12 protein-coding genes, 1 tRNA gene and 2 rRNA genes are annotated in these 19,226 nt (G+C 62.0%); 10 read left to right on the plus strand and 5 right to left on the minus strand.

All coding sequences use genetic code 11. The features are described 5' to 3' along the window. Positions 1-55 precede the first annotated feature (55 nt). Positions 56-538, minus strand: coding sequence for a hypothetical protein (locus tag RFM98_RS19420; RefSeq protein WP_320310387.1), 483 nt, complete (start codon positions 536-538; stop codon positions 56-58). Between the two features lie 572 nt (positions 539-1,110). On the opposite strand from RFM98_RS19420, the gene RFM98_RS19425 reads away from it, so the two are divergent. After that, the gene (locus tag RFM98_RS19425) at positions 1,111-1,251 is read left to right on the plus strand and encodes a hypothetical protein (protein ID WP_320310388.1); all 141 of its coding nucleotides are present in this window, start codon (positions 1,111-1,113) and stop codon (positions 1,249-1,251) included. A gap of 63 nt (positions 1,252-1,314) precedes the next feature. On the opposite strand, the gene RFM98_RS19430 is transcribed toward RFM98_RS19425, so the two are convergent. Next, positions 1,315-2,229, minus strand: a complete 915-nt coding sequence (locus tag RFM98_RS19430) for a LysR substrate-binding domain-containing protein (protein ID WP_320310389.1) — start codon at positions 2,227-2,229, stop codon at positions 1,315-1,317. A gap of 43 nt (positions 2,230-2,272) precedes the next feature. Here RFM98_RS19430 and RFM98_RS19435 point away from each other — a divergent pair, with 43 nt between their 5' ends. From RFM98_RS19435 to RFM98_RS19475, 9 genes are all read left to right on the plus strand, one after another. After that, positions 2,273-3,862, plus strand: coding sequence for a sulfatase family protein (locus tag RFM98_RS19435; protein WP_320310390.1), 1,590 nt, complete (start codon positions 2,273-2,275; stop codon positions 3,860-3,862). A 16-nt stretch (positions 3,863-3,878) separates the two neighbouring features. Continuing rightward, complete coding sequence (locus RFM98_RS19440; protein WP_320310391.1) at positions 3,879-5,444, plus strand: ABC transporter substrate-binding protein; 1,566 nt, start codon at positions 3,879-3,881, stop codon at positions 5,442-5,444. A gap of 381 nt (positions 5,445-5,825) precedes the next feature. Next, positions 5,826-6,428, plus strand: coding sequence for an ANTAR domain-containing response regulator (locus RFM98_RS19445; RefSeq protein WP_320310392.1), 603 nt, complete (start codon positions 5,826-5,828; stop codon positions 6,426-6,428). Beyond that, positions 6,425-7,651 (plus strand): CmpA/NrtA family ABC transporter substrate-binding protein, encoded by a 1,227-nt coding sequence (locus tag RFM98_RS19450; RefSeq protein ID WP_320310393.1) that lies wholly within the window; start codon positions 6,425-6,427, stop codon positions 7,649-7,651. The genes RFM98_RS19445 and RFM98_RS19450 overlap by 4 nt, the downstream gene beginning before the upstream one ends. Before the next feature lie 319 nt (positions 7,652-7,970). Next, positions 7,971-8,138 carry a hypothetical protein gene (locus tag RFM98_RS19455; protein ID WP_320310394.1) on the plus strand — a complete coding sequence of 56 codons (168 nt, stop codon included), beginning with the start codon at positions 7,971-7,973 and terminating at the stop codon, positions 8,136-8,138. A 52-nt stretch (positions 8,139-8,190) separates the two neighbouring features. Further along, complete coding sequence (locus RFM98_RS19460; protein ID WP_320310395.1) at positions 8,191-9,492, plus strand: MFS transporter; 1,302 nt, start codon at positions 8,191-8,193, stop codon at positions 9,490-9,492. Between the two features lie 13 nt (positions 9,493-9,505). After that, entirely contained in the window at positions 9,506-11,956 is a 2,451-nt protein-coding gene (nirB, locus tag RFM98_RS19465) for a nitrite reductase large subunit NirB (protein WP_320310396.1), read from the plus strand. Positions 11,957-11,976: 20 nt separating this feature from the next. Continuing rightward, entirely contained in the window at positions 11,977-12,306 is a 330-nt protein-coding gene (gene nirD, locus RFM98_RS19470; protein ID WP_320310397.1) for a nitrite reductase small subunit NirD, read from the plus strand. Positions 12,307-12,309: 3 nt separating this feature from the next. Continuing rightward, positions 12,310-14,979, plus strand: a complete 2,670-nt coding sequence (locus tag RFM98_RS19475; protein WP_320310398.1) for a nitrate reductase — start codon at positions 12,310-12,312, stop codon at positions 14,977-14,979. A gap of 516 nt (positions 14,980-15,495) precedes the next feature. On the opposite strand, the gene RFM98_RS19480 is transcribed toward RFM98_RS19475, so the two are convergent. The 3 genes from RFM98_RS19480 to RFM98_RS19490 form a co-directional block, all read right to left on the minus strand. Beyond that, a tRNA-Met gene (locus RFM98_RS19480) sits at positions 15,496-15,572 on the minus strand. 221 nt (positions 15,573-15,793) lie between these two features. After that, positions 15,794-15,908, minus strand: a 5S ribosomal RNA gene (gene rrf, locus RFM98_RS19485). Positions 15,909-16,195: 287 nt separating this feature from the next. Then, positions 16,196-18,995, minus strand: a 23S ribosomal RNA gene (locus RFM98_RS19490). Positions 18,996-19,226 lie beyond the last annotated feature (231 nt).

Here is a 19,226-nt window from a genome sequence, read left to right on the forward strand (position 1 = left end):
GGTAGGTGGCCGTGACGAGATGCAGGCGGGCCCGGCAGGGGTCGTCTTCCGCGCTTCATCGAATTAGCCCCTCCGAAGCTTTAATTCGCCAGAGCGTGAATTTTGGAGCGCGGCGGTCGGCGGCCTTGAGGCCGGATCGATTACAGAACGCCCCCCGGTCGACCGCCTCGGCCCTTGCGACGGCGAAGGCCAGACCCGTGAAGAGCACGTGCCCGTACATCAAAGGTTGAAGGCGCTTCGCCTTATGGCGATCTCGTTGGAGCAACCGATCTGAGCGACGGTAGCCATCAGCACCACCGCGTTTCGAGTACACAGTGTCATGCGTTTTGAATCTCTGACCATTGGCGAGAGGCGTGTCGAGCTTCACCAACTCGTGCGCCTTCGCCTTCGGATCATGCGGCGGCTCGATGAGGTCGATCGCTCGGCAGATCTGGTCCTGAAGGCAGCGGCCGAGGTGATCGAAGCTGTATCGGTCGAGCCTGACCGGCCGATCAGGAGACTGCCAAAGGCCGACTGGACGTTGGGGCTCTGAAGCCATCAGCCAGCCCTTCCTGATGCCAGGGCTGTGAGCGTGACGGCCGCGGCTGTCGCGTGACCACCTCTGCCGCCGGGTTAATCGATATATTCCTCCCACACGTCAAAGTTTAATGCGCGCGCGTCGGTGGTTGTGGTAGGAACGAACTGCTGGAGTAGGTCTCTCGGGAGGAGTCCTTGGAAGCTCGCCGAAACGTCGGCGGCGCTGCTCGCTAGGGGTGCGGCCACCGCTCAATCCACCACCACCGCTAATGTCAAGCCGATCCGAACGTCGCTCTGACGTTCCTCTCAGGCGCCAGGCACTTCCCCCGAAGCCGCCGATCCGTCCCTGCAGCAACATGTAGCCGAGCACTCATCGCACACCGGCCTTTGCTTTGGCGTCGTGACCTGTCACGCGTGACGTCACGTGACGCGATAGCAAACCGGTGGCATTTGCCAGGCCTGTCGCTCGCTTTTTCAACGGCTTAGGGCGTCTATCCTTTGCCGAATAGGTGATTGATCTCATGCCGCGTCACCTCCGGGCCGTGCGCCCGGGTAGGTCTGGCGAAGAATTTCAGTGTGAACCGCCGCCCAAAATTGGCCGATCTGCTCGTCTTGCTGGCTTTCGGGAATGTCGGAGCGGTGATGCGCCCTCTGGTGCGCCGCGGCGATTGCGTGCCCATCCAAACGAAAAAAGCCGCCCCGATTGATCAGATCGGGACGGTTATTGATTTATGATGAAATTGGTTGCGGGGACCCGCAATCGCGCCGGGCACCTGTCCCGCTTCGACTGATGAGCTGCTATTTTGCACCTGTGATTCGGTCCTGGGCGATCAGATCGGTGATCGCTTCGATGACCTCACCGGCCGCCGCCCCCGTCGCCGACCGATCATTGACGATGATCGAGATGCGAAACGGAACGTCGAACTCGATGGGCCTGAGTGCCAGTCCGAACTCTGAATAGAAGTCTGCAGTGAACGGATCGACGACAGCCAGCGAAGAGCCACCTCTGATCAGTGCACAAGCAAGGAACGACTGGAAAATGTCGGCGACAGTGTTGGCCGCGGTCGCCTCGAGCAACCTGGCGCCGTCACGGCTGCGCCGGAAATAGAGCTCGCCCAACGACACAAACGGATAACGGCAAAAATCCTCCAGCCGGACCAGCTCGCTATCGGCAAGCGGATGGTTCTGGTCCATGACACAGACGCTGTTGCGCTCGAAGGTAGCGACGCATTTGGCATCGAGGAAGGAAACGCCGGCATCCACGACGCCGACGTCGGTCAGGCGCGAGGCGACGGAGGAGACGATCTCCGTCGAGCTGCGCACCGCGATGGTGGTCCTGGCCTCCGGAAATCGCGCCCGAAGCTGCTGAATAGCTTCCGGCACGACCTTGAAGGACATCGCCGCCAGCGTGCCGATGCGCACGACGCCGCGCTTCAGTTCCCTGATCTCCTGCGCCGCCATGATCAGGTTGCGCGCGCCGTGAAAGGTCTTGCCGACCTCGCCGTAGAACAGCAGCCCCTGCTCGGTCGGAACCAGCCGGCCGTGCGAGCGATCAAACAGGCTGAGGCCGGTGTCGATCTCCAACTCCTGCAGCAGCCGGCTGACGCTTGGTTGCGAGACGTTGAGCGCGATCGCCGCGCCCGACACCGAGCCGGCCACCATCGTTGCCTCGAAGGCCTCCAATTGACGAACGCTGAGCCCGGAAAAACGCATCTCTTCCTCCCGGTATAGGATTAGCACATACCAGACAAAAATCTTGATCTTTGATTTCGCCGCGCTTCGGGCCCTAGCTGCAAGCCTGGCAGAAACGGGCGGAGCCGTCGTGAAGCGAGCAAATCTCATCTTCATCTGTGCCGACCAGATGCGCTATGACGCGCTCTCGGTCACCGGCAATCGCGTCGCCCATACTCGCAACATCGACCGCATCGCCGCGCGCGGCGCGACTTTCCATCGCCACTATACCCCCAACCAGATCTGTTCGCCGAGCCGCGCGACCATGGCTACGGGGCTTTATCCACGCCACCACGGGCTGTGGCGCAACGGCGTGGCGCTCGACGAGCGGCTGCCTAGCCTGTGGCATGCGCTGTCGCTTGCCGGATACGCCACCAAGGGCGTCGGCAAGCTACACTTCCAGCCGCTGCTCGCGCCCGCCGAACGCGACATGCCGGAATCGCTTGCCTACTGGGAAAGGCCCGGCAGCGAGGACTGGCACGGTCCCTATTTCGGCTTCGACAGTGTCGACCTCGTGATGGGCGAAGCCAACGAATCCATCCGCGCCGGGCACTATGCCGCCTGGGTAAAGCACAACCATCCCGAAGTGATGGACCTCTACGAGCCAGACGCCAGCCCCGACAGCCGCGCACTGGATCTGAACGAAGTCTGGAAAAGCGCGGTGCCGCCGGAGCTGCACTACAGCAGTTGGATCGCTGACCGGACCATCGACTTCATCGAGCACCGGGGCAAGCAGGCGGACCCGTTCGGGCTGTTCGTGTCGTTTCCGGACCCGCATCATCCCTTCGCCCCTCCCCGGCCCTATTGCGACCTGTTCCGACCGGAGCGGATGCCCAAGCCAACCATCCGGGCGGGCGAGCTGGAGCGCATGCCGGCCTATCTCGGCGAAGGCGACGATCCGACGAAAGTGCCCTACATCGCCAGCGGCGAGCAGCCGCGCGAGCAAGGTTTCCTCCTGCGCACCGACGACATCTCCGACGAAACACTGGCCACCGCGATCGCCCACACGCATGGCATGATCCAGATGATCGACGACGCCGTTGGTCGGGTGGTCGCGGCCCTGGACGCCGCCGGCGTCCTCGACGACACCTATGTGCTCTTCACCGCCGACCATGGCGAGCTGCTCGGCGACCACGGCCTGCTGCGCAAGGGACCGCCGCCATACCGGCAATTGCTACAGGTGCCGCTGGTTCTCAGCGGTCCAGGCATTCGTGCCGGAACAAGCCTCGATGCGCTTACCAGTCATCTCGACCTGTTCGCGACCATCGCATCGCTGCTCGGATTACCGGCACCGCTGACCGACGGCACCGATCTCAAGCCGCTGATCGACGGCCGGATCGCCGGTGTCCGCGACTTCCTGTTCGCCGAGTACCATCCGCGACGGGACGCCAGCCTCTATAACCAGTCCGTTATTTCCAAGGAGTGGCGGTTCACCCGCTATCCCAACCAGCGGGCGTGGGGGGAGCTGTTCGATCTCAGCGAAGATCCCTGGGAGCACTGGAATCTGTTTCCGGAGCCAGCATTCAGCGCGCAGGTTCGCACGCTGAACACGGTTCTCGACCGGCGGCTACCGCCACAGCCGCTGATAGTCAACGAAGTCCTTGGCGCCTACTGAACAATGGGAGAATGACATGAACGGAAGAAGCGTCTTCTCGAGCCTGGACAGCATGAATCGCCGCAGCTTCATCAAGACGGCCGCCGCGGCTGCCTTCGCCTCGGCGGCATTTCCCCATGCCGGCCGTGCCGAGGCGCCACGCAAGGGTGGCGCGCTACGCCTTGGCCTCAACGGCGGCAGCTCCGCCGACACGCTCGACCCGACGCAGCTGATCGGCACCTTTTCCATCAACGTCTCGCGGCAGGTCTATAACACGCTGGTGGAGATCGGCGACGACGGCAAGCCGGCGCCAGAGCTCGCGGCTAGCTGGGAAGCCAGCGATGGCAACAAGCGCTGGATCCTCAATCTGAGGCCGGGCGTGCAGTTTCACAATGGCAAGACGTTCGATGCCGAGGACGTGAAATACTCACTGGGCCTGCATATCGGTGATAAGACGAAATCAAAAGCCAAGGGGCTGGTCGCCGACGTCGCGGAAGTGCGGGCCGCATCGCCAACGCAGGTCGAGATCCTGCTCAAGTCGCCTAACCCCGACATGGACTATGTTCTGTCTGACCTGCATTTCGCCATTGTGCCGGCGGGCTTCACCGACTGGGCGAAAGCCATCGGGACCGGCCCGTTCAAGCTTACCGCCTTCCAACCCGGCGTACGGGCGACAGCGGCGCGCAACGAGACCTATTGGCGCAGTGATCGCGGCCATGTCGAAACGGTCGAGACGCTGGTAATCAACGATGCCACAGCCCGCGTCTCGGCGCTGCAGGGCGGCTCGGTCCACATCGTCAACGGCATCGACTACAAGATCGCCCCGCTCCTCAAGAAGGACCCGCGAGCCTATCTGGTGGTCACCGAAGGCAAGCAGCATTTCTCGCTGCCGATGGACGCTACCAAGGAGCCGTTCAACAACCCCGACGTCGTCCTGGCGCTGAAGCACGCAATCGACCGCGAGCAGATGGTGAAGCTCCTGATGGCCGGGTACGGACGGGTCGGCAACGACCACCCGATCGCCGCGAGTGATCCAAGCTTCAATCCGAACATCGCGCAGCGCGGCTTCGATCCTGACAAGGCCCGTTTCCACCTCAAGAAGGCAGGCAAGAGCGATCTTACGCTCGAGCTGCACGCCGCGCCCGTCGCGTTCGAGCAGGCGGTCAACACGGCCGAACTGTTCGCTCAATCGGCCAAGACCGCCGGCATCACCATCAACGTCAAGCGCGAGCCCGACGACGGCTACTGGAGCGACGTGTGGATGAAGAAGCCCTGGGTCGCTTCCTTCTGGGCTGGACGGCCCTCGGCCAGCATGATGTTCGCTTCCGTCTATGCGTCTGGCGCGCCGTGGAACGAGACGCATTGGAAGAACGACAGCTTCGACAGTAAGCTCGCAGAGTCACGCTCGTTCGCCGATCCGGCCAAACGCCGCGAGGTCTATTTTGAGCTGCAGCAATTGATCCACGACGACTGCCCAACCATCATCCCGGCATTCGCCAGTTGGATCGATGCGGCGGGCAAGGAGGTAAAGGGATTCGTCGCCAACCCCAACTTCCTGCTCAGCGATCATCGCGTGGCCGAACGCGTCTGGCTGGCCACATGAGCGAACCTGCCCTGCTCGCGAATACCGGCACGAATCCTTCGTCCTGCAATTCATTTCTTGAACGGACGAAGAGCCGATTCCCTGCCGTCCAAACGCAAAAACCGCCCCGGTCAGACCGGGACGGTTATTGATTTATGATAAAATTCGTTGCGGGGACTGGATTCAAGCCCGCAGGCATTCCTTATAGAAAACCCTTTCAACAAAGAATTCAGTGACAGCCCTGTATGGCAACCTGACGCCACATCTGCCGGTCATCGTTGCCCCACGACTTCCATCAACTCAATCCGATTACCAAACGGAGCGGACACATACGTCCGGCTGAACGCGTCGCCGAGACTCCACCCGCATTGCACAATTGCGGGCCGCCTGCACAATAGGCGCATGTCCGCCGGTTCGTTGACCATCCTTGTTATCGACGAGAACCGCATCCGGGCCTCGATCATCGAGGCCGGATTGCGGGATGCCGGCCATCGCCAGGTCACGGTGGTCCATGATGTGGCGGGCATTGCCCGGCGCATCGCCGAGATCGAGCCGGACGTCATCGTCATCGATCTGGAAAATCCCAACCGCGACATGCTGGAGAACATGTTCCAGCTGTCGCGCGCGGTGAAGCGGCCGATCGCCATGTTCGTCGACCGCTCCGACCAGGCCTCGATCGAGGCCGCCGTCGATGCGGGCGTGTCCGCCTATGTCGTCGACGGGCTGAAGAAGGAACGCATCAAGCCGATCCTCGACATGGCGATCAGCCGCTTCAACGCCTTCTCGCGCATGGCGCGCGAATTGGAGGAGGCGCGCAGCGAGCTGGAGAACCGCAAGGTCATCGACCGGGCCAAGGGCATATTGATGAAGTCGCGGGGCTTGAGCGAGGAGGCGGCCTACACGCTTCTGCGCAAGACCGCCATGAACCAGAACCGCAAGATCGCCGAGATCGCCCAAAGCCTGGTGACCGCGGCGGGATTGCTGGGACCGCTGGAGGGCGAATGAGCATGGCGCACGAAATCACCGTCGGCTTCATGCCGCTCTTCGACAGCGCGGTCCTGGTCGCGGCCGCCGAGATGGGCTTTGCCGCGCGCGAGGGCATCGAGCTCAAGCTGCAGCGTGAGACCTCCTGGGCCAACATCCGTGACCGCATCGCCATCGGCCATTTCGATGTCGCGCATATGCTCGGGCCGATGCCGCTCGCCTGCAGCCTCGGGCTGACTCCGCTTGCCTCGGAGACCATCGTGCCGTTCTCGCTCGGCCTCGGCGGTAATTGCGTCACCGTCTCCAACACTGTTTGGGAGGGCATGGCTGCGCAAGGTGCTGCGCCCGATCTCGATCCGGGGCGTGCGGGGGCAGCGCTTGGCGCGCTGATCCGCGAGCGGGCGGGTGCTGGCCGCGAGCCGCTGCGCTTCGCGGTCGTGCATCCGCATTCTGGGCACAATTATGAGCTGCGCTACTGGCTTGCCGCCTGCGGCATCGATCCCGATCGCGACATCGAGATCGTCATCGTGCCGCCGCCCTTCATGGCCGATGCGCTGGCTGCCGGCCGCATCGACGGCTATTGCGTCGGCGAGCCCTGGAACAGCGCCGCCGTCGCGGCCGGCACCGGCTGCATCGTCACCGTCAAGGCGCTGCTCTGGCGCAACAGTCCGGAAAAGGTGATCGGCGCGCGTAAGGTGTGGGCGCAGGAGAACCCGGAGGCGCTTGCAGCACTTCTCAGGGCGTTGCATCACGCCGCCCGCTGGTGCCAGGACCCGGCGAACCGCGGCGAATTGGCCGCGCTGATGGCAAGGCCCACTTTCCTTGGCCAGCCTGAGGCGATTCAGATGCCGGCCCTCACCGGACGCCTTCAACTGGGCGGCGGCGTGGAGCGGAGCGTCGAGGATTTCTTCCTGCCCTTCGACAAGGCGGCGAACTTTCCCTGGAAGAGCCACGCGCTGTGGTTCTACACGCAGATGGTGCGCTGGGAACAATTGCCGCACACACCGCAGAACCTCGCCATCGCCCGCGACTGCTATCGGCCCGACCTCTACCGCTCGGCGCTGAAGCCGCTCGGCGTGGCGCTGCCCGGCGCCAATGCCAAGGTCGAGGGCGCGCTGAAGGTTGCGACGCCGGTCGGCTCGGCGGGGGCGAGCCTAGCGCTGGGTCCCGACGGATTTTTCGACGGCCAGATCTTCGATCCGGACCGGATCGACGCCTACATCGCCGGTCAGAAACGGGCCTGATCATTCGCGCGCCAGTCTTGTGCGATGCACAAAATTTGTGCGGCATGTCCATGCCATTGATCAATGTTTGACCGCGTTGCAGCTTGGCTCCGCCGCAGGCCGATTGCGCTAGCATAATGATTTTAAATGAAATTCTGATCTCTCGCAAAACTGGCACGCTTCGTGCTTTGAAATAACCGAGCCCGTTCGCGGGCAACAGAACAGGCGTCCAATGGCGGGCGCCACAGGCAAAGCTGCCGCTCAGGTCACCACGCGATCCCGGATGTACGGACGCGAGAGGCCTGGACGGCAGCTTTTTTGTTTTGGACCGGAGACGACGATGGCGAAACGGATCGGACCTTCGCTCAAGGATTTCACCCGCCGCGATTTCCTGGCGAGCAGTGTCCTGACGGCGGCGCTGTTCATCGCCGCGCTGCTCTTGTTTCCCGCCAGTCACGAACCCGAAGGCACAGGTCCGCAAGTGACCGCGCAAGTCCCGCCGCGCTGACCACGATCAACACAACACGCGGCGCCTGCCATGCCGCAAACCGGAGCCGACCATGACCGCAAAACTCCCAGCCGCGCCCAGCCAGGACAGTGCTCCCCGGCAGGCGCTCGTCATGTCCACCATCGCCTTCACCGTCTGCTTCGCGGTGTGGACGATCTTTTCCATCATCGGCGTGCGCATCAAGCAGGAGCTTGGGCTGAACGAAACCGAGTTCGGCCTGCTGGTCGGCACGCCGATCCTCACCGGCTCGCTGGTGCGCATGATGCTCGGCGTCTGGACCGACCGCTATGGCGGCCGCCTGGTCTACACCATGACCATGCTCGCGGCGGCGGTGGCGACCTTCCTGCTCGCCTTCGCGCATAGCTATGGGCAGATGCTGGTTGCCGCGCTCGGCGTCGGGCTCGCCGGCGGCTCCTTTGCTGTCGGCGTCGCCTATGTCTCGCGCTTTTTCCCGGCCGGAAAACAAGGCACCGCGCTCGGCATCTTCGGCGTCGGCAATGTCGGCGCCGCGGTCACCAAGTTCCTGGCGCCTTTCGTGCTTCTTTCCTGGGGCTGGCAGTCCGTCGCGCTGATCTGGGCGGCGGCACTGGTCGTCATGGCTATCGTGTTCTGGTTCACCACCGGCGACGATCCGGTTATCCGCGAGCGCCGCGCCGGCAAGGCGACGCCGGTAAGAAGTTTCTGGCAGGAATTCGCGCCGCTGAAGAACCTGCGGGTCTGGCGCTTCGCCTTCTATTACTTCTTCTCCTTCGGCGCGTTCGTGGCGCTGTCGCTCTGGCTGCCGCGCTATCTGATCGGCGTCTACGGCTTTGGCATCGCCACCGCCGGCATGATCGGCGCCGCCTATTCGATCCCGGCGAGCATCTTCCGCGCCTATGGCGGCGTGCTTTCCGACCGCATCGGCGCCCGCACCGTGCTCTACTGGACCTTCAGCGTCTGTGCCGTCGCGACGCTCGTTCTGTCTCTCCCCTCGGCAGACTACGTCGTGCGCGGCATCAGCGGGCCGATTCCCTTCCACTTCGAGATCGGCCCGCTCGCCTTTATCTGCGTCGCCTGCGTGCTTGGCTTCTTCATGAGCCTCGGCAAGGCGGCCGTCTATAAGCACATCCCAGCCTATTATCCGCAGAACGTCGGCGCGGTCGGAGGCGTGGTCGGCATGATCGGCGGCCTCGGCGGCTTCATCCTGCCGATCGCCTTCGGCGCGCTGAACGACCTCACCGGCGTCTGGTCGAGCTGCTTCGTGCTGCTCTTCGTGATCGTCTTGTCCTGCCTTGTCTGGATGTACTTCAGCATCCGCCGGATGGAGCGCCGGGCGGCCGTCAAGACATCGTCCCTTTCCTACGCCGCCGAATAAACCGGAGAGCGATATGAGCGAAAAACTCGTCATCATCGGCAACGGCATGGCGCCGGGCAGGATGCTGGAGCACCTGCTGGAGGAAGCGCCCGACCGCTACAGCGTCACCATCTTCAACGCCGAGCCGCGTGTGAACTACGACCGCATCATGCTGTCGCCGGTGCTGTCGGGCGAGAAGGCGTTCGAGGAAATCGTCATCCATGGCGATGGCTGGTACATCAAGCACGGCATCACCCTCTACAAGGGCCACCGGATCGTCGCCATCGACAGAGAGGCGAAGACCGTCACTTCGGATCACGGCGTGACCGAAAGCTACGACAGTCTCGTCATCGCCACCGGCTCGGTGCCCTTCATCATTCCGGTGCCGGGCAAGGATCTGCCCGGTGTGCTCACCTATCGCGATCTCGACGACGTCAATGCGATGCTGCTTGCGGCGCAATCGCGCGCCAAGGCGATCGTCATCGGCGGCGGCCTGCTCGGTCTCGAAGCCGCCGCTGGGCTGAAGGAGCGCGGCATGGACGTCACCGTGCTTCACGTCATGCCGACGCTGATGGAGCGCCAGCTCGACCCGGCCGCCGGCTATCTGCTGCAGAAGGCCGTCGAGGCGCGCGGCATCAAGGTCGTGACGAAGGCCAACACCAAGGCCATTTTCGGCAATGGCAAGGTCGAGGGCGTCGAGCTCATGGACGGCACGATCATTCCGGCGACGTTGGTGGTGATGGCGGTTGGCATCCGCCCCAGCGCTGTCCTGGCCAGGGAGGCCGGGCTGGAGGTCAATCGCGGCATCGTCGTCGACGACCGCATGCGGACGTCCGATCCCGCCATCATGGCGCTCGGCGAATGCGCCGAGGTCGGCGGTCATGTCTACGGGCTGGTTGCGCCTCTCTACGAGATGGCGCGTGTGGCCGCAGCCAAACTGACGGACAGCGAGGACAGGCGCTTCGTCCACTCGGACACGCCGACCAAGCTCAAGGTCACCGGCATCGATCTCTATTCGCTTGGCGACTTCGCCGACGGCGACGACCGCGAGGAGATCATCCTGCGCGACGCATCCGCCGGCATCTACAAGCGCGTCGTGCTGCAGGACAACCGCATCATCGGCACGGTGCTGTTCGGTGAGACGGCCGACGGCGCCTGGTTCAACGACCTCAAGAAGAAGGCGACCGACATCTCGGAGATGCGCGACACGCTGATCTTCGGCCAGGCGTTTCAAGGAGGCGTTTCCTCGGACCCTTTGGCGGCCGTTGCGGCACTGGCGGATGATGCGGAAATCTGCGGCTGCAACGGCGTCTGCAAGGGCAAGATCACCGGCGCGATCACCGGCAAGGGCCTGACCGGCCTCGACGACGTGCGGGCCCACACCAAGGCCTCGGCCTCGTGCGGCTCGTGCACCGGCCTCGTCGAACAGCTGCTGAAGCTCACGCTGGGCGAAGCCTACAACCCGGCGGCGGTGCAGCCGATGTGCGGCTGCACGAGCCTCGGCCATGACGATGTGCGGCGCCTGATCAAGGCGAAGGGCCTGAAGACGATCCCCGCCGTCATGCAGGAGCTCGAATGGAAGACCTCCTGCGGCTGCGCCAAGTGCCGGCCGGCGCTCAACTATTATCTGATCTGCGACTGGCCGGATCAATATGCCGACGACTATCAGTCGCGCTTCATCAACGAGCGCGTGCACGCCAACATCCAGAAGGACGGCACCTATTCGGTGGTGCCGCGCATGTGGGGCGGGGTGACCAGCGCCGGCGAATTGCGCGCCATCGCCGACGTGGTCGACAAGTTCCGCATCCCGACCGTCAAGGTGACCGGCGGCCAGCGCATCGACATGCTGGGCATCCGCAAGGAAGATCTGCCGGCGGTGTGGGCCGATCTCGGCAAGGCCGGCTTCGTCTCCGGCCATGCCTACGCCAAGGGCCTGCGCACGGTAAAGACCTGCGTCGGCACCGACTGGTGCCGCTTCGGCACGCAGGACTCGACCGGTCTCGGCATCCGCATCGAGAAGTTCATGTGGGGCTCCTGGACGCCGGCCAAGGTGAAGATGGCGGTGTCGGGATGCCCGCGCAACTGCGCGGAAGCGACCTGCAAGGATGTCGGCGTGGTGTGCGTCGACTCAGGCTACGAGATCCATTTCGCGGGTGCGGCCGGCCTCGATATCAAGGGCACCGAAGTGCTCGGCCTGGTAAAGACCGAGGACGAGGCGCTGGAGGTGGTCGTGGCGCTCGTCCAGATGTATCGCGAGCAGGCCCGCTACCTGGAGCGCATCTACAAATGGGCCAAGCGCATCGGCACGGCCGAGATCAAGCGGCAGATCCTGGACGACGCCGAGAAGCGCAAGGTCTATTACCAGCGCTTCGTCTTTTCCCAGAAATTCGCCCAGGTGGATCCGTGGTCGGAGCGGGTCTCCGGCAAGGACAAGCATGAGTTCCGACCGATGGCCTCGGTCGGGTTCGCTGAGGCGGCGGAGTGAGTCGACAGGAAAGAGACGGCATGAACTGGATCGCAATCGGCACCATCGCCGACATCCCGCCGCGCGGTGCGCGTTGTGTGGCCACCCCACAGGGCAAGATCGCTGTCTTCCGTACCGCGGACGATCAGGTCTTTGCCATCGAGGACCATTGCCCGCACAAGGGCGGGCCGTTGAGCCAAGGCATCGTCCACGGGGCGGCGGTGACCTGCCCGCTGCACAATTGGGTGATCTCGCTGGAGACCGGCAAGGCGCTCGGCGCAGACGAAGGTTCGGTGAGGACGCTTCCCGTCAAGGTCGAGGGCGAGCGGCTGTTCATCGCGCTCGAAGCGCTGGCCTCGAAAGCGGCCTGAGGCATGGAGGAAGCGCGCGAGGTGAGGACCACCTGCCCCTATTGCGGCGTGGGCTGCGGCGTGCTGGCCGAGGTCGCCGCGGACGGCACGACGACCGTCCGCGGCGATTCCGACCATCCGGCCAATTTCGGCAAGCTGTGCTCGAAGGGGGCGGCGCTCGGCGAGACGCTCGGCCTCGAAGGCCGTCTGCTTCAGCCGGAGATCGGCGGCAGGCGGGCCGGTTGGGATGAAGCGCTCGACCTCGTCGCCGAGAAATTCTCGCGGGCCATTGCCGAGCATGGACCGGACTCGGTTGCCTTCTACGTCTCCGGCCAGTTGCTCACCGAGGACTATTACGTCGCCAACAAGCTGATGAAAGGCTTCATCGGCTCGGCCAATATAGACACCAATTCGCGGCTCTGCATGGCGTCGTCCGTCGCCGGACACCGCCGCGCCTTCGGCGAGGACATCGTTCCGGGCGTCTATGAGGACTTCGAGTGCGCGGATCTCATCGTGCTCACCGGCTCCAACACCGCCTGGTGCCATCCGGTGCTCTACCAGCGCATGCTCGCGGGGCGCAGGGAACGCGGTACGAAGATCGTCGTCATCGATCCGCGCCGCACCGCGACCGCCGACGAATGCGACCTGCATCTGGCGCTCGATCCCGGCACCGATGTGCTGCTGTTCAACGGGCTGCTCGCGCATCTGGTTCAGGCCGGAAAGATCGATGCCGATTTCATCCGCGGGAGTACCTCGGGCTTCGACGCCGCGGCCGCGCTGGCCAGTGCCGACGCGCCGTCGATCACCCGTGTCGCGAAGGCATGTGGACTGGCGGGCGCCGACGTCGAGACCTTCTATCATATCTTCGCCGATATCGAGCGGACGGTCACAGTCTACAGCCAGGGCGTCAACCAATCGGCGCATGGCACCGACAAGGTCAACGCGATCATCAACTGCCATCTCGCCACCGGCCGCATCGGCAAGCCCGGCATGGGGCCGTTCTCGGTCACGGGCCAGCCGAACGCCATGGGCGGTCGCGAGGTGGGCGGGCTGGCCAACCAGCTCGCCGCCCATATGGATTTCGCCGGCGAGGCCAACATCGATCGTGTGTCCCGCTTCTGGAATGCGCCGAACATCGCGCGGCGCGGCGGCCTGAAGGCGGTGGACATGTTCCAGGCGGTCGCCGACGGCCGCATCAAGTCGCTGTGGGTGATGGGCACCAACCCCGCCGTCTCCATGCCGGATGCTTCGCGCGTGCGTGCCGCGCTCGCCAAATGCGATTTCGTCGTCGTCTCGGATTTGACCAGGACCGACACCACGCGCTATGCCGACGTGCTGATGCCGGCCGCCGGCTGGGGTGAGAAGGACGGCACGGTCACCAATTCGGAAAGGCGTATCTCGCGCCAGCGGCCATTCCTGCCGCCGCCAGGAGAGGCGAAAGCCGACTGGTGCATCATCTGCGACGTCGCCGCCCGCATGGGCTTTGGCGAGGCCTTCGGCTATCAGTCGCCAGCCGAAATCTTCCGCGAGCATGCCGCGCTTTCCGCCTTCGAGAACAGAGGCGAGCGCCTGTTCGATCTCGGCGGCTTGGCTGATCTCACCGATGAAGACTATTCCGCCCTCGCGCCGCGTCATTGGCCCGCGTCGGAGCGAGGCGAGCAGCAGATGAGATTGTTCGGCGACGGCCGTTTTCCGACGCCGGACGGCCGCGCCCGCTTCGTGCCCGTCCGGCAGGAGGCGACTGCCTTCACTGTCGGCACGGGCTATCCGCTTGCTCTCAACACCGGCAGGCTGCGCGACCAGTGGCACACCATGACGCGCACCGGAAACGTGCCGCGCCTGATGGCGAACGCACCGGAGCCCGCGGTCGATCTCCATCCGGCCGATGCGGCCGCGCACCATCTCAGGGATGGCGACCTCGCCCGGCTTTCAACCCGCTTCGGCTTCGTTCGAGCGAGAGTGCGGGTGTCGGATGCACAGCGGCGCGGCCAGGCCTTCATGCCTATGCATTGGAGCGGGCAGTTCGCAGCCAGGGCTTCCGCCGGCCTACTGTCGTCACCGATCATCGATCCGCATTCCGGCCAACCGGAGCTCAAGCATGTTCCGGTCAGGATCTTGCGGGAAGAGACCGGCTGGGCAGGCGTCCTCGTCACCCGCCGCGATATCAGGCCGACGGGCTTTGTCCATTGGAGCCGGCACGCGGTCGAGGGCGGCTGGGTCTACGAGCTGACCGGAGCCGAACCGCCGGACCAGGGCATTCTGCTCTCGCGCAACCAGCTCGGAGTTCAGCGGCAGGATCAGTTGCTCGAATACACCGATCGCCGCGGGCTCGCCTATCGCGCGGCGGTCATCGACGATGGCGGCGCCATGGCTGAAGCCCTGCTCGTCGCCGCTCCAGACCAACTGCCGGCGCGCGATTGGCTGGTGTCGTTGCTCGCCACGCGCCAGAAGCTCTCGACGGCGGATCGCCATGCGCTTCTGTCCGGCCGCTCGCCCGTGCCGATGCCAGCCATCGGGCGGGTAGTGTGCGCGTGCTTCCATATCGGCGCCAACCAGCTTGCCTCGGCAGTGGCTTCCGGATGCGACAGCCTAGAAGCGATCGGCTCGACGCTGCGCGCGGGCACCAATTGCGGTTCGTGCCGCTCCGAGATTCGGGCGATCATCGGAAAAGGCAGGCCGCAGGCCGCGGAGTGAAATTTTTCTCGGGGCGGGGATAGCGCATGACCACCGGCACACGTGTCAGATCCCGCCCTTCAGCGTCACCAGGAACAGCAATCGCAACGCGCCGAGACCGCGCCGTCGTTGATCGCAGCACCAATGCAGCTCTCGAGCTAGCGGCGGGATGTGCTCGGGGCGTTGTGGTATCGGGAGAGAGGGCGGAGACTTCGAAGCGCCGGACGTGACGTAATCCTGCTGGATAAAAGAACCGAGACCCCACTTGAGATGCGCCGCCTCTGTCGCCAGTTGATTAGCGCACCCAATGTGCCTCAAACCGGTTGAGAAATGCGGTGTAGTAAACCTCAATTGCAAAAATTCGAAGACCCAACACGGGCGAGTTCACCGACGCCGATACCATATATGCGGCACGAACGAGATCAATGATCAATTGAATGAATGCCTCTCTGGCGCGCCGCTGCGATGCGTGGCCTTCCAAAACGCAAAAACCGCCCGATTGTTCAGATCGAGGCGGTTATTGATTTATGACAAAATTGGTTGCGGGGACAGGATTTGAACCTGTGACCTTCAGGTTATGAGCCTGACGAGCTACCGGGCTGCTCCACCCCGCGTCAACGATAGAGGTAAGTGTTAGCTTACCGGATTCAAGGGAGCCGCCAAATGAAAGGGCCGCTTGCGCGGCCCGATATCCCGTTTGGCGGGCCTTTATGCATGTCGCTCAAAAGTGTTAGCGGTTTTGAGCCGACGACATGCATCACAAAAATCGTAATGAGAAGATTTGTCTCTATCCGGATCTTTTGATCCGGATGTGAGATGAACGTGCGCTTGGCAGACCTGGCAGCGACCTACTCTCCCGCGTCTTGAGACGAAGTACCATCAGCGCTGGAGCGTTTCACGGCCGAGTTCGGAATGGGATCGGGTGCAGCCGCTCCGCCATAACCACCAGGTCGGCAAAACGCACGTTCAAATCGAGAAGCTTTTAGAGCGAACAGCGATGAGCGAGTAGCCAATAGGGGGTACCTAGTTTCTGCTTTCTCGGAGCTGTTCGCTGGTCTTTGTTGTGCCTTTGGACGTTCTTTCAGCCTGGCGCCTTCGAAGCGAAGCTTCGCAAGGTCGACCGACCGTCGGCGCCGTTGCGCCGCACCCACGTAGCGCCGCCCGAAGGGCGGAACAAGCGTGAGTGAGAATGGCGACAATCCTTCGGATTGCGCCTTGATGGATATTAGGAATGAGAACGATCAAGCCTATCGAACTATTAGTACCGGTAAGCTTCAAGCGTTGCCGCTCTTCCACACCCGGCCTATCAACGTGGTCGTCTTCCACGGTTCTCAGGGAATACTCGTTTCAAGGTGGGTTTCCCGCTTAGATGCCTTCAGCGGTTATCCCGTCCGGATATAGCTACCCTGCAATGCGGCTGGCGCCACAACAGGTCCACCAGAGATCCGTCCATCCCGGTCCTCTCGTACTAGGGACAGATCCTTTCAATATTCCTACACCCACGGCAGATAGGGACCGAACTGTCTCACGACGTTCTGAACCCAACTCACGTACCGCTTTAAATGGCGAACAGCCATACCCTTGGGACCTGCTCCAGCCCCAGGATGCGATGAGTCGACATCGAGGTGCCAAACAACCCCGTCGATATGGACTCTTGGGGGTCATCAGCCTGTTATCCCCGGCGTACCTTTTATCCGTTGAGCGATGGCCCTTCCACGCGGGACCACCGGATCACTATGACCGACTTTCGTCTCTGCTCGACTTGTCAGTCTCGCAGTCAGGCAGGCTTATGCCATTGCACTCAGCGAACGATTTCCGACCGTTCTGAGCCCACCATCGCGCGCCTCCGTTACTCTTTAGGAGGCGACCGCCCCAGTCAAACTACCCACCATACATTGTCCCGGACCCGGATAACGGGCCGCGGTTAGACATCCATAGTAATAAGGGTGGTATTTCAAGGGTGGCTCCACCTGAGCTGGCGCCCAGGTTTCAAAGCCTACCACCTATCCTACACATGCCACTACGAATGCCAATGTAAAGCTATAGTAAAGGTGCACGGGGTCTTTCCGTCTAACCGCAGGAACCCCGCATCTTCACGGGGAATTCAATTTCACTGAGTCTATGCTGGAGACAGCGGGGAAGTCGTTACGCCATTCGTGCAGGTCGGAACTTACCCGACAAGGAATTTCGCTACCTTAGGACCGTTATAGTTACGGCCGCCGTTTACTGGGGCTTCGATTCAGAGCTTGCACCCCTCCTCTTAACCTTCCAGCACCGGGCAGGCGTCAGACCCTATACGTCGCCTTGCGGCTTCGCAGAGCCCTGTGTTTTTGATAAACAGTCGCTACCCCCTGGTCTGTGCCACCCTCCTCTGCTTGCGCAGAAAAGGGTCACGCTTCTTCCGAAGTTACGCGTGCAATTTGCCGAGTTCCTTCAGCATAGTTCTCTCAAGCGCCTTGGTATACTCTACCTGACCACCAGTGTCGGTTTCGGGTACGGTCTATAAGGAGGAGCTATTTCCTGGAACCACTCCGCTGCCCGTTCAATCCGATAAGATTGGACAACTTGTGTGATCCGTCACTACCTCCAGGCCCACGAATATTAACGTGGTTCCCATCGACTACGCGTTTCCGCCTCGTCTTAGGGGCCGGCTAACCCTGCTCAGATTAACTTTAAGCAGGAACCCTTGGTCTTTCGGCGGGGGAGTCTCTCACTCCCCTTACGTTACTCATGTCAGCATTCGCACTTCTGATACCTCCACCGCCCCTCACGGGTACGGCTTCATCAGCTTACAGAACGCTCCGCTACCGCTCGTGATTGCTCACGAACCCTAAGCTTCGGTGTATGGCTTTAGCCCCGTTACATTTTCGGCGCAAAGACCCTTATTTAGACCAGTGAGCTGTTACGCTTTCTTTAAATGATGGCTGCTTCTAAGCCAACATCCTGGTTGTTTTGGGATCCTCACATCCTTTCCCACTTAGCCATAACTTGGGGACCTTAGCTGTAGGTCAGGGTTGTTTCCCTTTTCACGACGGACGTTAGCACCCGCCGTGTGTCTGCCGACTAGTACTCCCAGGTATTCGGAGTTTGGTTAGGTTTGGTAATCCGGTGAGGACCCCTAGCCCATCCAGTGCTCTACCCCCTGGGGTATTCGGTCGACGCTCTACCTAAATAGATTTCGCGGAGAACCAGCTATTTCCGAGTTTGATTGGCCTTTCACCCCTAGCCACAAGTCATCCCGAACTATTGCAACAGTTATGGGTTCGGTCCTCCAGTAAGTGTTACCTTACCTTCAACCTGCTCATGGCTAGATCACTCGGTTTCGGGTCTAATGCGACGAACTGAACGCCCTGTTCAGACTCGCTTTCGCTGCGCCTACACCTATCGGTTTAAGCTTGCTCGTCACACTAAGTCGCTGACCCATTATACAAAAGGTACGTGGTCACCCTTGCGGGCTCCCACTGTTTGTAGGCAATCGGTTTCAGGTACTCTTTCACTCCCCTTGTCGGGGTGCTTTTCACCTTTCCCTCACGGTACTAGTTCGCTATCGGTCATGCACGAGTACTTAGGCTTGGAAGGTGGTCCTCCCAATTTCAGACAGGATTTCACGTGTCCCGCCTTACTCAAGGACGATTGATCGCATTACGCGTACGGGGCTGTCACCCACTATGGCCCTACTTTCCAGAAGGTTCCGCTTGTCTCTCAATCGCCACTGGCCTGGTCCGGGTTCGCTCGCCACTACTTCCGGAGTCTCGGTTGATGTCCTTTCCTACGGGTACTTAGATGTTTCAGTTCCCCGCGTTCGCCACTTTATCCCTATGTATTCAGGATAAGTTACCTATTAGCGATACTTGGAAACCACAGATGCAGGTCACCCTGCATCTCTGATTTTCCAAGTACCTTAGGTGGGTTTCCCCATTCGGAAATCTACGGATCAAAGGGTATTCGCACCTCCCCGTAGCTTATCGCAGCGTATCACGTCCTTCATCGCCTGTGCATGCCAAGGCATCCACCAATTGCCCTTAAGACACTTGATCGTTCTCATTGCCAATACCCATCGCGCGATCCCAAAGGGATCGTCGCTTCAACCACCCTCTTGCGAGGTTAGCAAAGCGCGATCCGAAGGATCGTCGCTCCAGCAACACCCTGTGCGGGGTCTTACTGAATGGAATTGGCACAAAAAGACCAGCTTCTCGAGATCGGTTCGAGGGCGCGGTTAGGCAAACCCATCATATGCAAGGGATTGAGCGTCCCTTGCGACAAATCAC

Source organism: Mesorhizobium australafricanum, assembly GCF_033977265.1.
Taxonomy (GTDB): Bacteria; Pseudomonadota; Alphaproteobacteria; order Rhizobiales; family Rhizobiaceae; genus Mesorhizobium; species Mesorhizobium australafricanum.

Excerpts from the sequence above, each read along its gene's own strand:
- RFM98_RS19420 (WP_320310387.1), bottom strand. The coding sequence starts at position 538 with ATGGCTTCAGAGCCCCAACGTCCAGTCGGCCTTTGGCAGTCTCCTGAT.
- RFM98_RS19430 (WP_320310389.1), bottom strand. The coding sequence starts at position 2,229 with ATGCGTTTTTCCGGGCTCAGCGTTCGTCAATTGGAGGCCTTCGAGGCA.
- RFM98_RS19440 (WP_320310391.1), top strand. The coding sequence starts at position 3,879 with ATGAACGGAAGAAGCGTCTTCTCGAGCCTGGACAGCATGAATCGCCGC.
- RFM98_RS19445 (WP_320310392.1), top strand. The coding sequence starts at position 5,826 with ATGTCCGCCGGTTCGTTGACCATCCTTGTTATCGACGAGAACCGCATC.
- RFM98_RS19450 (WP_320310393.1), top strand. The coding sequence starts at position 6,425 with ATGAGCATGGCGCACGAAATCACCGTCGGCTTCATGCCGCTCTTCGAC.
- RFM98_RS19455 (WP_320310394.1), top strand. The coding sequence starts at position 7,971 with ATGGCGAAACGGATCGGACCTTCGCTCAAGGATTTCACCCGCCGCGAT.
- RFM98_RS19460 (WP_320310395.1), top strand. The coding sequence starts at position 8,191 with ATGACCGCAAAACTCCCAGCCGCGCCCAGCCAGGACAGTGCTCCCCGG.
- nirB (WP_320310396.1), top strand. The coding sequence starts at position 9,506 with ATGAGCGAAAAACTCGTCATCATCGGCAACGGCATGGCGCCGGGCAGG.
- nirD (WP_320310397.1), top strand. The coding sequence starts at position 11,977 with ATGAACTGGATCGCAATCGGCACCATCGCCGACATCCCGCCGCGCGGT.
- RFM98_RS19475 (WP_320310398.1), top strand. The coding sequence starts at position 12,310 with ATGGAGGAAGCGCGCGAGGTGAGGACCACCTGCCCCTATTGCGGCGTG.